Origin of the sequence: Acinetobacter amyesii, from assembly GCF_023499985.1 — a bacterium.
In the GTDB taxonomy this organism is placed as follows: Bacteria; Pseudomonadota; Gammaproteobacteria; order Pseudomonadales; family Moraxellaceae; genus Acinetobacter; species Acinetobacter amyesii.
This window is the reverse complement of record NZ_JAMCOU010000021.1, coordinates 71,719-86,298: the sequence shown is the minus strand read 5'-3', so window position 1 is coordinate 86,298 and position 14,580 is coordinate 71,719. Positions and strand designations below refer to the sequence as shown.

At 41.6% G+C, this 14,580-nt stretch carries 12 protein-coding genes; 5 read left to right on the top strand and 7 right to left on the bottom strand.

Going from position 1 to position 14,580, the window contains the following annotated elements:
* Positions 1-2: 2 nt before the first annotated feature.
* The 3 genes from M5F03_RS04995 to M5F03_RS04985 all read right to left on the bottom strand — a co-directional run bounded on the left by M5F03_RS04995 (position 3) and on the right by M5F03_RS04985 (position 4,284).
* The gene (locus M5F03_RS04995; protein WP_078194045.1) at positions 3-1,058 is read right to left on the bottom strand and encodes an ABC transporter substrate-binding protein; all 1,056 of its coding nucleotides are present in this window, start codon (positions 1,056-1,058) and stop codon (positions 3-5) included.
* Positions 1,059-1,091: 33 nt separating this feature from the next.
* A complete protein-coding gene (locus M5F03_RS04990) occupies positions 1,092-2,573 on the bottom strand; it encodes a putative porin (RefSeq protein WP_249707139.1) in 1,482 nt (493 codons plus the stop codon).
* 880 nt (positions 2,574-3,453) lie between these two features.
* Positions 3,454-4,284, bottom strand: coding sequence for an SDR family NAD(P)-dependent oxidoreductase (locus M5F03_RS04985; protein WP_111885790.1), 831 nt, complete (start codon positions 4,282-4,284; stop codon positions 3,454-3,456).
* A gap of 224 nt (positions 4,285-4,508) precedes the next feature.
* Between M5F03_RS04985 and M5F03_RS04980 the strand changes: the two genes are divergently transcribed.
* The 3 genes from M5F03_RS04980 (at position 4,509) to phoR (ending at position 7,514) form a co-directional block, all read left to right on the top strand.
* Complete coding sequence (locus tag M5F03_RS04980) at positions 4,509-5,192, top strand: TetR/AcrR family transcriptional regulator (RefSeq protein WP_111885789.1); 684 nt, start codon at positions 4,509-4,511, stop codon at positions 5,190-5,192.
* 229 nt (positions 5,193-5,421) lie between these two features.
* Positions 5,422-6,132 (top strand): phosphate regulon transcriptional regulator PhoB, encoded by a 711-nt coding sequence (phoB, locus tag M5F03_RS04975; RefSeq protein WP_078194048.1) that lies wholly within the window; start codon positions 5,422-5,424, stop codon positions 6,130-6,132.
* Positions 6,133-6,155: 23 nt separating this feature from the next.
* Entirely contained in the window at positions 6,156-7,514 is a 1,359-nt protein-coding gene (phoR, locus tag M5F03_RS04970) for a phosphate regulon sensor histidine kinase PhoR (protein ID WP_249707136.1), read from the top strand.
* Here phoR and M5F03_RS04965 read toward each other — a convergent pair.
* The 3 genes from M5F03_RS04965 to M5F03_RS04955 all read right to left on the bottom strand — a co-directional run bounded on the left by M5F03_RS04965 (position 7,511) and on the right by M5F03_RS04955 (position 9,754).
* The gene (locus M5F03_RS04965) at positions 7,511-8,188 is read right to left on the bottom strand and encodes a glutathione S-transferase family protein (RefSeq protein ID WP_180035124.1); all 678 of its coding nucleotides are present in this window, start codon (positions 8,186-8,188) and stop codon (positions 7,511-7,513) included. The genes phoR and M5F03_RS04965 overlap by 4 nt on opposite strands.
* Positions 8,189-8,339: 151 nt before the next feature.
* A complete protein-coding gene (locus M5F03_RS04960; RefSeq protein ID WP_249707134.1) occupies positions 8,340-8,738 on the bottom strand; it encodes an OsmC family protein in 399 nt (132 codons plus the stop codon).
* Between the two features lie 68 nt (positions 8,739-8,806).
* Positions 8,807-9,754, bottom strand: a complete 948-nt coding sequence (locus M5F03_RS04955) for a pirin family protein (protein WP_078194052.1) — start codon at positions 9,752-9,754, stop codon at positions 8,807-8,809.
* Positions 9,755-10,146: 392 nt separating this feature from the next.
* Between M5F03_RS04955 and M5F03_RS04950 the strand changes: the two genes are divergently transcribed.
* Both M5F03_RS04950 and M5F03_RS04945 read left to right on the top strand, forming a co-directional pair.
* Complete coding sequence (locus M5F03_RS04950; protein ID WP_249707132.1) at positions 10,147-11,322, top strand: GGDEF domain-containing protein; 1,176 nt, start codon at positions 10,147-10,149, stop codon at positions 11,320-11,322.
* A gap of 144 nt (positions 11,323-11,466) precedes the next feature.
* A complete protein-coding gene (locus M5F03_RS04945; RefSeq protein WP_249707242.1) occupies positions 11,467-12,801 on the top strand; it encodes a GGDEF domain-containing protein in 1,335 nt (444 codons plus the stop codon).
* A gap of 131 nt (positions 12,802-12,932) precedes the next feature.
* Here the strand turns inward: M5F03_RS04945 and guaA are convergent, their stop codons facing one another.
* Entirely contained in the window at positions 12,933-14,501 is a 1,569-nt protein-coding gene (guaA, locus tag M5F03_RS04940) for a glutamine-hydrolyzing GMP synthase (RefSeq protein ID WP_249707130.1), read from the bottom strand.
* Positions 14,502-14,580 lie beyond the last annotated feature (79 nt).

Sequence of the window (14,580 nt, the reverse complement as noted above, 5' to 3'; positions counted from 1 at the left end):
ACTTACTTCGGTTGACCTTGAGCATTAAATTGGCGCCAGTAACCCTCTAACTTCAGCTCTTTCAAGGCATTATTTAGATACTTCGGCTCATACCATGTTTTGGTATCTACATCACGACGGATTAAGCGAGCGTCTTTGGCAATTTTTAAAGCACTATCAATTTGTGAACGATGGAACTCGTCTAGTAGCGGTGTAGTACGGTCCTTTAAATTCCAGCCATCCCACGTTTTTTGATAATCCACCAACGGAATGCCACTTTGTGCCCAAAGTTTATATTGCGCACTACGATTAGCTTCTTGAGAACTCCACTGCGCTTGTTTAATCAGTGTCGTCACGACACGTTGCACCACCTCTGGATATTGTTTTTCAAAACTTTCTGTCACCCAAAAGTGCGCAATCGGTGCAACTTTGGGATCTTTAATTTCTAGTAATGTTTTCGCCACACCACGCGCTTGCAAGCTAAACGGTGAAGTAATCGTGGCATCAATATCACCTGTCGCTAACGCAGTACGCGCCGAATAGGCATCTTGCGAAATCACTCGTAAATCGCGCTCAGTTAAATTGTATTTTGCTAATACACGGTTAAAGACGATCTGACCATTGGTGCCTTTAAAGACGGAGAATTTTTTGCCTTTGAGATCTGCAAAGGATTTGGCATTAGAGCCGGCAGGCACCACCACATAAGTTGGGCCAAAACGCCCTGTTGAAAACAACACTTTGGTTTTTAATCCCGTCGAACGTCCAACCAATGAGGGCAAATCGCCATGCAATGCAAAGTCAACTTTGCCATTGGCTAAAGCTTCGTTGGTTGCAGGGCCTGCTCCGGGGAAGAACAGCCAATTCACCTTAATGCCATCTTTTTTAAATTCTTGTTCGAGCACACCTCGTAAATGTGCTGTAGCTACAAAACTACCGCCCACTTTGGGTTTACCCCCCTCACCCGCGCCTGATACAGAAATACGAATTTCTTTGGGATTGGCAGCATGCAATTGAACACTTAAACCAAGTGCTGAAAGTGCCAAGAATGTAGCTGCGATTTTTTTAGAGATAATTTTCATTTTAAATGTTCCTTAATGGTTTAAATTTTTGAATTAAAAGGTGTACTGAACCTGAGCTTGCAGCTCATTGGTGTCTTTTTGATTTGCCGTTTCGACATCAAACAGGTAGTGATTCAGCTGTAATTGGAATTTTGTGGTTTGCGCAAAAAACAGATTTAAGCCCAAAGAGTGAATGTCATATTCACCAATACGACCGCTCGCGGTGTCGAGATAGCTTGCGTTGTTTTTATTCGGGTTATAGCGGTCAAAACGGTAATAGCCTTGGACTGACTTTGGCCAGAAATCATCAAATTTGGCATTGGATTTAATACTGTTGTAGAACTGATCGCCCAAGGTGTAGAAAGCGGTAAAAGTATGTCCTTCCGCTTTGGCTTCTTTGATGTCTTGGGCTACAGTGTCGACATAATCGGTCTTGCCTTGCAGATATTCATAGGTCACGCCAAATGGGGCGTGGTTATAATAAATATCGAAACCCAAACGATCGCGTTTTGCAGCATCATCACTGATTCCGCCGGCTGAAATTTTCGATTCGCCTTTGATATAAGAGGCACCGAACTTTAACTCACGGAAAATGCTGGCGTAGTCCACTGGCAAGGTAAAAGCCACACGACCGATATAATCTTTGCCGTTGTTGTCATCCGCCTTATTACTGGCATTCCCATTGGTTACCCCTAAGGCATACTCAAATAGCGGCGCACGGTAGTTCGATGCAAAGTCGACAAAAGGTTGGGCATCCCCACGGACGATAAATCCATTTTGACGGTTAAACAGTCCTAAAAAGGTCGAAGCTGCAGCGGTACTAATGGTCGGACGCAAATCTTCAGGAGACTGCACATCTAGACCAAAGGGCAATAACTGCTGACCGAGCGTAAAGTTGAGTTTGGCAGTTTCAGGGCCCGCATTGGTGGCAAAAGCGTTATAGCGAACAAAGGCATCTAGTAAGTTAAAGTTACTGTTATTGGTGCCATCATTGCGTTTGCCATAACCAAAGGACAATTGATAATCGAGGTTTTTGCCTTCGTTATAATCCCGGAATAAATTCCCGCGCACACCAATTAGCGCAGTCCCAATATCAAATGTTGATTTGGTTACACCCAACACACCCGTTTCATCGAGCGCACTGGCACGTAGTTGAACCGTGCCATATAGGGTTGTATCACGAGTCGATTTGGTGGTTTGACGTTCATATTGACGTGACTGATCGTACTTATAGTTTTCAATATCTGTACGTAAGCCGTCGATATCTTCGGATGTTGCTGTGGTCACTTCTGAAACCTGCGTTTCACCTTCAACATCAGCGGCGTTGGTCGTATCGTCTGTCGTCACAGCGGCTGTTTCGACGACTTGGCTTTTCGTCGCACCAGATTCCACGGCATTTAAGCGTTTTTGCAAACTCTCAATTTGTTGTTTTAAGCTACTCAGTTCTTGCTGAAGTGCTTCATCCGATGCAAAACTCAGCTGACTGGTTGCGGATAAAATCAGTCCGACCGCAACGGTTAATGTGGTTTTTTTCATGATTTGGTTTCACTAACATTTTTCCCAAAGCGCAAAATCCCCCAACCCCATGCAAGGTGCATGAAGTGAATGTACTGCGTGGGTTTTTTAAAAATTAATCTGAGTGGTCGTAGGTTTTATTCAACTTATGCACGACCGAAACTCGAAGACAGCTTTTAGAATTTAAGCGCGCATCATCGCGAGTGTCATAGCACAACAACATGCCTGTTGTAGGACACGAAAAGCAGAAAGATATCGATGCGTAAAAGTACTCATAAATGTTCCATACAGTGGTGAGTTTTGTTCACTCTAATATGGCAACAATTGTGCCAACATTTTAAGTATTTATTTTTTAAAGTTTTATTATTTAAACCTGATAAATTCTGTTTGTTTTAACACCAAAAAACTGTTGGTTATTCAACAGTTGCTTATTTCAAATCATCAGTTATTTCCATTTTTATATCTCATTTTATGAAATAAGAAATACGCTTTGGGCTTTTAATAACTGATGTTACGCCTGTAAAAGTAATTTCGGATTTTTAAAATGATTTTTAAATCTATTCGATGGAGTCTTACATCTAGGGATTGAATAACGGGATTAGCCTTCGGCTGGAGGTACTCTTACGAAACGTTGTTTCTCATTCGACAAAATGAGAAGCGTGCTTCGCAAGGAAACCATCTTGCGGTGCAATACACCTCACCGACAAAACTCGTTCAATACCATCAAATGATTCAAAGGATCGCAAAAACATTTTTGATTAAAAGTCGTCTTGTCTCAAACAATTGCGGATGACACTACCGCGTATCGTTCTTTTATTTGGATCAAATTGCGCTTCTGATATTACTAGAGCATAAAAAAACCCACTGACGTGGGCTCTTTTCAATTGATTTTAATTACCGCTTATTGACCAAATTTAGTCGCCATGGCAGTTAATTTTTGATAACCCGTCGGTAGCAAACGTTGAATTAAATCAATCGCTTTTGCATCATTACCAATCAATAAACGGCGCTTATCTTTTTGTACTGCTTTAATGATTTGACGAGCCGCTTCTTCAGGTGGACAACGCAAGAATTTATTAAACGACTGTGCCGATTTTTGTGGGTTCATGCCTAAACTTTTCAAGCTGTCATTCATTTTTGCGGCATTGGCAATATTGGTACGAATACCGCCCGGATGTACACATAGCGCACTCACGCCACAATTTTCAATATCCAATTCTTGGCGTAAAGATTCGGTAAAACCACGTACTGCAAATTTAGTGGCATTATATGCCGACTGTGTTGGCTGTGCAGTTAAGCCAAACAAGCTGGAAATATTGATGATATGACCTTCACCACTTTGCTTGATATACGGTAAAAATTCTTTGGTGCCATAAACCACACCCCAGAAGTTAATATTGACAATCCACTCCAGTTCTTCATAGCTTGCCCCTTCAACGGTCGTGCCCAATGCCACACCCGCATTGTTAAAAATCATATTCACCGAACCATGATCTTTAACAGTCTGTGCTGCCCATGCTTTCATTGCCGCAAGGTCTGAAACATCAAGTTTTTGCGTGGTTACACGTACATTGCTGGCTTTCACCAATTCAACGGTTGCCGCTAGACCCTGTTCATTCACATCGCTTAAAGACAGATGACAGCCTTGTTTCGCCAAAAGCACTGCCAATTGCTGACCAATACCTGAACCTGCACCTGTAATGGCAGCCACTTTATTTTTGAAGTTTTTCATTGTGATTCCTTATTCCTTTATGCTGCCGCTTGGCTTTATCACAGCGTGATCTCATTTGCCAATGTGTGCAGTTCGTCAACTTAATATAGTTTTGACAATACATATTGTCAATGTCATCTTAGGACGTGCTAAGCTGTTGAAATCGCCAATGCTTAAACATAGGTTTAAACTGAAATTATTGCTAAAATAAGACAAAATTCTGCTTTAGTTCAGCGTATATTTTCATGACAGATGCAACAAATCACACAGAACAACAACAGGCAAAAAATGTGAAGGAACGTCAATTTAAAGGGCTTTCTCTCAGTGAACGTAAGCAAGCGCGACGTGAAAAACTGATTGAAGCCGGTATAGAAGCCTATGGAACACATGGCTTTTTTTCAGTGACTGTGAAAGATATTTGTTTGGAAGCCAAGCTGACCGAACGCTATTTTTATGAATCATTTAAGAAAAGTGAGCAACTGTTCCAGACCATCTTTTTAAAATTAATCGATGAACTGCAACAAAACGTGATGCAAGCCATCATGCAAGCATCAACCGATTCTAAAAAAATGATTGAAGCGGGTTTAACCGCCCTATTGTTAACTTTAAAAAATAATCCCCGTATGGCGCGCATCATTTACATCGATGCCATGTTGGTACAAGAGCTACATAACCAAGCCACAATTCATGAAACCATGATGCGCTTTGACCGTATGATTCATGCCTTTGTCATGCTCATGATGCCGAATATTGATCGTTCAGAACGCGAAATTTCAATGGTCGCAACAGGTCTCAATGGTTATGTCACCCAAATCGCGATTCGCTGGGTCATGAGTGGTTATAAACAGCCGATTGATGAAGTTTTATCGTCATGTAGCGTGGTCTTTTTGGCCTTGTTGGATGCTTTTTCTGAAAAACCCAGGAAATAAATTCTGAGCTCAACACTGATCTTTACAATTTTTTGAATGATTTTTTTATGACAACAACATGATGCAAAGCCCATGTTGTTGAATATTTCAGGATTTAAATTGTCACAATTTCTTTCTAAACCCCAATGAAAGATCATTTTTGCAATGATACTGTCATAATTAATCTTTGTAATAAGCCTGTCATAAATATAAAACGGTCTACCGTTTACATAAAATAGGGTATTGCGCTGTGAAAGATGACTATATTTTAATCGTCGACGACGAACTCCCGATTCGGGAAATGATCCATACTTCACTGGATATGGCTGGTTTTCAATGTCAGCAAGCTGAAGATGCCAAACAAGCTCACCAAATGATTGTGGATCAGCGTCCTGCACTGATTTTATTAGATTGGATGATGCCTGGCGGCGTGAGTGGTGTAGACCTATGTCGTCGTTTAAAACGCGATGAAAATTTGTCAGAAATTCCAGTCATCATGCTCACTGCGCGCGGCGAAGAAGACCATAAAGTCCAAGGTCTGGACGCGGGTGCAGATGACTACATGACCAAACCCTTTTCCACCCGTGAGTTGGTGTCACGCATTAAAGCTGTGCTGCGTCGCTCAAATGCATTGGGTGGTGAAAAAACCATTGATGCCAATGGCTTAATCCTCGATCCAGTCAGCCAACGTGTCAGCTTTGGCAACACCATTTTAGATATGGGACCAACTGAATATCGTCTACTGGCCTTTTTCATGACTCATCCTGAACGTGCCTATACCCGTGCTCAATTATTAGATCAGGTTTGGGGTGGAAACGTGTATATTGAGGACCGTACCATTGACGTTCATATTCGTCGTTTGCGTAAAGTTCTTGAACCTTTCCAAGCCGATCGTTATGTGCAAACTGTTCGTGGTACAGGTTACCGTTTCTCTACCCGTGCAGACGCTGTGATGGGTTAGTCATTTTAGGTCTTTAATTTTCTATGTACGAACCGTATCCCGTCCCTGAACTTGCCAGTGAACATAAAAAATTCCGTTACAGCAGTTTATGGACTTTTGCCAAGCAGGATTTAAGACTGCTGGCATTTTTCCTGCTCATTGCTGGACTCATCGGCTTTGGTATCGGGTACTTATGGATCTGCATCTTAATTGCCTTTGCAGTGTTCTTTGCATTGCAAATGCGTTCGCTGTACTTAGTCAACGAATGGATTTCAAATCGCCCCTATGATGTCCCGCCAAATTTAGACGGTATTTGGGGGGCTTTACTCTTTAATGTATACCGTGCGCAGCGTCAAGAACGCATTGTACAAGCTGAAATGGTTGGTCTGATCGACCGCGCTCAATCTTCCTTGGTGGCACTTGCTGAAGCTGTGGTATTGATTGATGAATTACACCAAATCGAATGGTGGAACCCTGCCGCAGAAAAGCTTTTGGGGATTCAACAGCTCGATCAAGGGCGCAATATTTTAAGTATTTTAAGACAGCCTAGTTTTATCGAATACTTTACCAATATCGATTTAGCCCCCGATGGTTTGAAAATGAAATCATCGGTACTTGAAGACCATTATGTACAAGTCAAATTAACCCGTTTTGGTCGCGAAAGTCGTTTATTGGTGGCTTATGACGTCACGCGCATGCATAACCTTGAGCAAATGCGTAAAGACTTTGTCGATAATATTTCACATGAACTACGCACACCACTTACGGTTTTAAGTGGCTATATCGAAACCTTTACCGATCAGGAAGATTTAAATCCACGCTGGAAACGCGCATTCGATCAAATGCAGTCTCAAACCCGCCGTATGAATGCTTTGGTTAATGACTTGTTATTATTATCTCGTCTGGAAAATGATAAAAAAGTTGCTAAAAATCAAATCATTGAAATGCCCAGCCTAATGAACCAACTATATGACGATGCACATGCTTACAATGTGGATTATGGACATACACTGAATCTCGAGATTGATAGTCACTGTGACCTGATCGGATCAGATATGGAATTGGCGAGTGCCTTTAGTAACCTCATCACCAATGCAATTAAATACACCCCGAAAGGCGGTACTGTGACCATTGGGTGGCATGATGATGGTACGCATGGTTATTTTACCGTTGAAGATACGGGTATCGGGATTGACCCGAAACACTTACCCCGTTTAACGGAACGGTTTTACCGTGTGGACAGCGCACGTAGTCGCCAAACGGGAGGAACAGGTTTAGGTCTTGCCATCGTGAAACACGTTTTGATGCAACATCAGGCACACCTTGAAATTGAGTCCAAAGAAAACCGCGGTTCGCTGTTTAAAGTCGTCTTCCCTAAAGAACGCTTGTATCATGTGAGCTAAGCAGAATCATCCTGCCGGTCTTGCTGTGCTTCCAACTGTTGTTCTTGTTGTTTGGCACGGCGATATGCAGGACGCTGTTGCATCCGTTGTAAGAAAGCCTGAATTTGTGGATATCGCCCTTGAGTTCTGGTCATGACGGCTTCTAATGGAAACGTCATCTGAATATCCGCAAAGCTAAACGGTCCCGCAAAATATTCATTTTCCGCTAAATGGTTTTCTAAAAACTCGATATGTTCTTTTAAGCGAGGTCGTACAAAACCTTTTTTGACCCCATCACAAATGCGATTAGCTACGGGTTTGATGACCCAAGGTACATGGCGTGGCACATTGCTCATGACCAACTGCATCACCAACAACGGCATTAGAGAACCTTCGGCATAATGCATCCAAAAGCGATATTGTTGTTTTGAATGTTCCGCCTTGGCTGCAAAAAAATCATGCCGATCATACTTCTCTTGTAAATATTCCAAGATCGCTGCAGATTCTACCAAGACCAGTCCATCATCCTGCAATATGGGCGACTTCCCTAAAGGATGGATGGCTTTAAGCTCAGGAGGAGCAGACAAATTTGGCTGGCGCAGATAAAACTGAACCTGATAATCCAGTCCTAATTCCTGCATTGCCCATAAAATACGAAATGAACGAGATTTTTCTAGATGATGTAGCACCCGCATGGGTTCATCTCCTATATGAAGTCTAAAATTTTCTTATTTCTGGCAAGCCATTATTATTTTGAAGTACTTAAATCATAAAAAGCGTCAGATCACTGCTTGGATCTGTATCAAAACTAAATTTTGCACAGTACAGCAGCGACCTGCTTTTAAATTAAACTAGAGTGGTTTTAATGTCTACACTGCGCAATAAAGTTTTTGTCACTGGGGTTTTTTCACAAATGGACAAGATTTTTTGCTCTAACTCTGCATCCAAGGATGTTTGAAAATGCAGGCGTCGCTCAACCCATTCAGCTCCTTCACGGTTCGCACAAAAGTCTGCCTCGATACGAAACTCACCCAATTGGATTTGTTTATGTGCTGCATACATGCGCAAGGTAATCATTGTGCATGAGATTAAGGATGCGCACAGTAAATCATACGGTGCTAAACCCAAGTCCCCGCCGCCAAATGATTCGGGCTTATCGGTAATAAGTTGATGTTTTCCACTCTGAATTTCACCTGACCACGGTGCTTCTAAGGTGTTTACTGTTGCCGTTGCGACGATACCCATAATGACTCCCTCATGGTTATGCCGCACCATTTTCACCACAGGTACGGCTGTTCATTTTTATTTTTAAGTTAACGTGATGGACGCATTTTATCAGGGAAAGCCGGTGCTTCTAGTCGTGGACCATCATAGTCTGGAATAGAGCCAAAGCGTTCGTCCTGATTAATCCACTGCTCACGGGCAATATTCAATTCTTCTTGTGTGCGCCCCACAAAATTCCACCACAGCAAAATCGGTGATTCAAAAGGTTCCCCCCCTAATAATAAAACACGGCCACCTGCATGTAGGTCAATTTTGACTTGGGTTAAGCCCGGCTCAAGTACCACCATATTGTCTTCATTTAGCTCGTGACCATTGATACTGGCAGTCCCTTCGAGGGCCATAAAGCCATATTCAAATTTTGGATTGAGCGGCAGGACGGTACTTTGACTTTCCGAACTACGCAGATCGACACCCAATAATTCACTATGTACTTTTACCGGCGATTTAGTCTGTAAAAATTCACCCACCAATACCGTCAATTCAATCCCGTCTTGTGTCACCACAGGCAACTCTGGGTAATGGTCAAACTGGGGCGCCATATTGATTTTGTCATCTGGCAATGCAATCCAAAGTTGCGCAGCATGCATTTGCGTTTCAGATTCTGGAGCAACCTCAGTATGCGAAATACCATAACCCGCCGTCATGAGATTGACTTGTTTGGGCTGAATTAACTGATGTGTGCCCAAACTGTCGGTATGCATCATGGTACCATCAATCATCCAGGTAAACGTTTGCAAACCAATATGTGGATGCGGCCCAACATCTAAGCCATCACCTTGCGGAAAATGCACTGGACCGGCATGGTCAAGGAAACACCATGCCCCAATCATCCGTTTATGCCGACTCGGTAAAGCACGTTTTATCACTGTGCCTTGACCAATTTCAGCACGGCGCAGTGGAAATTCTTGAATGAACTGATTGACGTATTTTTCACAATCGTCGGAATGAGATATTTCTGTGTAATTGGTATTGGTCATATTCTTACCCTAAATTTGGCTAAGCCGATGCAAGGACTATCGGCTAGAGCTATGCATTTTTTCCATTATATCTGCATTAACTCAATCTTCTTCAGCTGTCATTAATACGCTGAATCACAGAGATAGGACAATCGTTTTTTTGTTGCCTAATATGACATACAGCATAACAGTTTTCGATGCTTATTTAGACAACATCCAATGCGAAATTACTTGTTCAAATCACGTGAAATGTAAATTTAAGTAACATAAATTAACACTCACTTTTGACCAAACAATACCAAATAATTCACAAATCATTGAAATAACGTGTTTAATTTTAAACAAAAATGATATAGATTATTTGAGTTACATAAAATTACATAAAAACCATGCTCACCCGTCGGTAATCTTGCATGATCAATGAGTATAAGAAAGAATCACGTGCACTGATCCAAAAAGCCTTGAAAGGAACCGTTGTTCGCGTTCCTGCTCAATTTCGTCAAGAATTTTTCCACTACCATCGTCGTCAACTTTTTAAATTCTTTTTCCAAGTCAACATCGTTGCACAATTGGCCTATCTCTCTTATGCCATAGCGGATTGGTTTATGTTGCCCGATGTGGGTTTGCTCGCGATAAGCTTAAAAACGGCCTATACCTTACTGATGATGGGCATCACATGGGGCATTTATACATATAGTAAGAGCATTTTACTCTTTGACTTGATGCTTCCCCTATCGATCGTTGGTGCTTCTGCGCTGTGGTTTAGCCTCCTCAATTTATCCAATAGCCCCGATGTGCCGATCTATTTATATGCATCTTTGATTTTTATTGTGTTAGCCAATTTATGTGTGCAAATCCGCTTTAAGGCTGCTGTGCTCATTTCTCTATGTATCAGTCTAATTTTACTGATTGGGGTGTATTTCGCCATTTCTGGCAATATCCATCAACTGCAACTGTTTATCTTGATCTATTCGCCCGTGTTGTTATTTAGTTTGTATATCAGTTGGAATTCAACGCAAAAATCTAGAATTGTATTTTTACACAGTAAACTCGATCAGTTGAACCGTGAAGCGCTCAATATTATGGCGCATACCGACGTGCTGACCGGCTTAAACAATCGCCGTCAATTTATTCAACTTGCCAATTATCATATTCATCATCAGTCCAAACCGTTACAGCCACTTTCATTACTGATTTTTGATGTCGACAAATTTAAAAATATTAATGATCAGTTTGGGCACTATATTGGTGATCATGTTTTACAACAAATTGCCGAAACGTGCCGACATACTTTACGTAGCCAAGACATCATTGCCCGCTTCGGTGGTGAAGAATTTATTATCCTTTTACCGCAGACACACCTGCGTCAGGCTCAAGATATTGCCGAACGTCTGCGACGGGCAATAGCCGATGATTATTTAGAACTTGATACACTACAAAAACTTAAATTTACCGTTTCAATTGGTGTTGCCGAATTTGGTCAAAAAAACCGAGATTTACAAAGTGTAATTCGCATGGCCGATCAGGCACTTTACCAAGCAAAATCTGCAGGAAGGAATCAAATATCAACTTATAAAACAGCAAGTTAATAATATATTTTGTAACATTCAACAGACGATTTTTTATCATTCATTCGAAAAAATCCCAAGTTTCAGGTAGATATTTTTGTATGTTTTTTATTCATAATTTTCTTAAGCCATTTATGGAGAAGGGACATGTCTGTTGATGTACGAATGAGTTCTCGGACTAATTCGTCTGCTCAGGAAGTTCGTAAAAATCATAATCATACTTTGAAACTTTCTGAGTGTGATCTTGCCAATCGTGCCGAGATTGAACAAGCCATTGCAGATCCTTTTGCACGTATTCCTACGCAGTTTAGAAACTATTTTCTACAACATCAGTATGCCCATCAGTTACCTTATTTACGTCAAGTGAATTACATGGCGCAGATTACATTTCTTCTTTATTTCTTTGCTGACATTTTTATTATCCCTGACATGTTCTTTTGGTCAGGTCTTTCTCGAGTGGCCATGATTATTGCTGCCCTATTAGTTAGCTTCTATCTGTTTAAATACAAAAAAGATATTCGTGTGCTCGATATGATCTTACCGATTGGTACGGTCTGTAGCACCGCGATTTGGATTGGCTTATTACTGGCTTCAAATAGCCCAATGGTCTCGTCCTATATCTATGGTGCAGCGATCTTTATCTTGATTGCCAATGTCTGCGTACAAACACAATTTAAGCCCGCCTTGTATTGTTCGGGCCTCATTTCGCTATTGGTGTATTTTGCGGTGAGTCAGCTTTTATCATGGCAAGAAGCACTGATTTTTGTGGTGGTGTCTATTCCTGTTTGGATGATCAGCCTGCATATGAGTTGGAACAATACGCTCAATGCACGCCGTCATTTTTTACGTACCCTGCTTGATGACTGGAATATGCATACGCTGAAAAATCTTGCGCATACAGATGAGCTCACCCAGTTATATAACCGTCGTCAGTTTGTTCAATTGGCTGAGCATCGTATCCATGAATGGCCAACGCCTGCAAGTACTTGCTTATTGATGTTTGATGTCGATCATTTTAAACATATTAATGATAATTACGGACATGATGTTGGTGACCAAGTACTGCAATGTATCGCTGAAACCACCCGCAAAGAAATGCGCCAAAAAGACGTCTTGGCCCGCTTTGGTGGTGAAGAATTTATTGTGCTTCTGTCTGAAACGCAGATACAGGATGCAATGTTGATCGCGGAACGTATTCGTCTAACGCTTCAAAATCAATCATTGCTGAATGTCGCAAATCACCCGATCCAATTTACCGTTTCCATTGGTGTTTCACAGCTTAAATCACATAAGCAAAATTTAACTGAACTGATTAAGCAAGCGGATATTGCGCTGTATCAGGCAAAAGAAAATGGCCGTAACCGTGTAGAGCGCTATGATTCAAGCATGAAACCGGAACGTAAATCGACAAAGTCATGGCAAAGCTTTACCCATAAAGTGAAGCCTAAAGCTGAACCGAATAATGAAAGCGATAGTAGTTGGTCAATTGTTTATAAATAGAATGTTGAGATATAAAAAAGGACGCTTAAGCGTCCTTTTTTTATTAGAAATATTTAGGTTTCCCTAAATAGCCGCGAGCATAGCTTTCGGCGTAATTTAGGCAAGAAGCTTCGCTTCTTGAAATCCCTAAATTACTCCCATTCAATCGTTGCTGGTGGTTTAGACGATACGTCATAAACAACACGAGAAACTTCAGCAATCTCGTTCATGATACGTGTAGAAATCTTGTCTACAAGGTCATAAGGAAGATGTGCAAAACGTGCAGTCATAAAGTCAACTGTTTCTACAGCACGAAGGGCGATTACCCATGCATAACGACGGCCATCACCTACCACACCCACAGATTTCACAGGTTGGAATACGGCAAATGCTTGTGCAGTTTTGTCATACCAGCCGCTTGCGCGAAGTTCTTGCATGAAGATGTCATCTGCTAGACGAAGGATGTCAGCATATTCTTTTTTCACTTCACCAAGAATACGTACACCTAGACCTGGACCTGGGAATGGATGACGGTAAAGCATTTCAAATGGAAGACCAAGTGTTGTACCTAAACGGCGAACTTCATCTTTGAACAAATCACGGATTGGCTCAACCAATTCGAATGCTAAATCTTCTGGTAAACCACCCACGTTGTGGTGTGATTTAATCACGTGCGCTTTACCTTGTTTGCTTGCCGCAGATTCAATTACGTCTGGGTAAATGGTACCTTGAGCAAGGAAGTTCACACCGTCAAGCTTACGTGCTTCTTCAGCAAACACTTCAATGAATTCACGACCGATAATTTTACGTTTTTTCTCTGGATCAACTTCACCAGCAAGTGCTGTTAAGAAGCGATTTTCAGCGTCAGCACGAATCACGCGGATACCCATGTTTTTCGCAAACATGTCCATCACTTGCTCGCCTTCGTTCAAACGAAGTAAACCGTTATCTACAAATACGCAAGTCAATTGGTCGCCAATCGCACGGTGTAAAAGTGCAGCTACAACAGATGAATCGACACCGCCTGAAAGACCCAATAAAACTTTTTGATCACCAATTTGCTCACGAAGTTGTTCTACGCGAAGATCGATAATGTTTTCTGAGTTCCACAAGTTACGGCAACCACATACGCCATGTACGAAGTTAGACAATAACTCAGCACCTTTTGCAGTGTGTGTCACTTCTGGGTGGAATTGGATACCATAGAAACGACGTTTTTCATCAGAAACCATCGCCACTGGGCAGCTTGGTGTGCTAGCAGTGATTTGGAAACCTTCAGGAATTTGAGTCACTTTATCGCCATGACTCATCCACACTTTTAATTGGTCTTTGGTATCTTCAAGATCACCAATTAAAGCATCACGGACTTTAATATCAACTTCTGCATAACCAAATTCATGCACAGTACCTGGCTCAACTTTACCGCCAAGCTGTTCTGACATGGTTTGTAGACCATAGCAAATACCTAAAACAGGTACACCAAGTTCAAATACAACTTGTGGTGCGCGCGGACTACCTTCTTCATGAACACTTTCTGGACCACCTGAAAGAATGATCCCGTTTGGGTTAAATGCACGAATGTCTTTTTCAGACATATCAAATGCGTACATTTCTGAATAAACACCAGCTTCACGTACACGACGTGCAATAAGCTGACTATATTGAGAACCGAAATCCAAAATCAGGATACGGTCTTCAGTAATTTGGGTATTGGTAGTCATGGCAAACAACTATGCAGGCAACGAATATAAGCGCCGTATTCTAACATTTTTCTTGGACTTTCGCACACTATTCGGACAG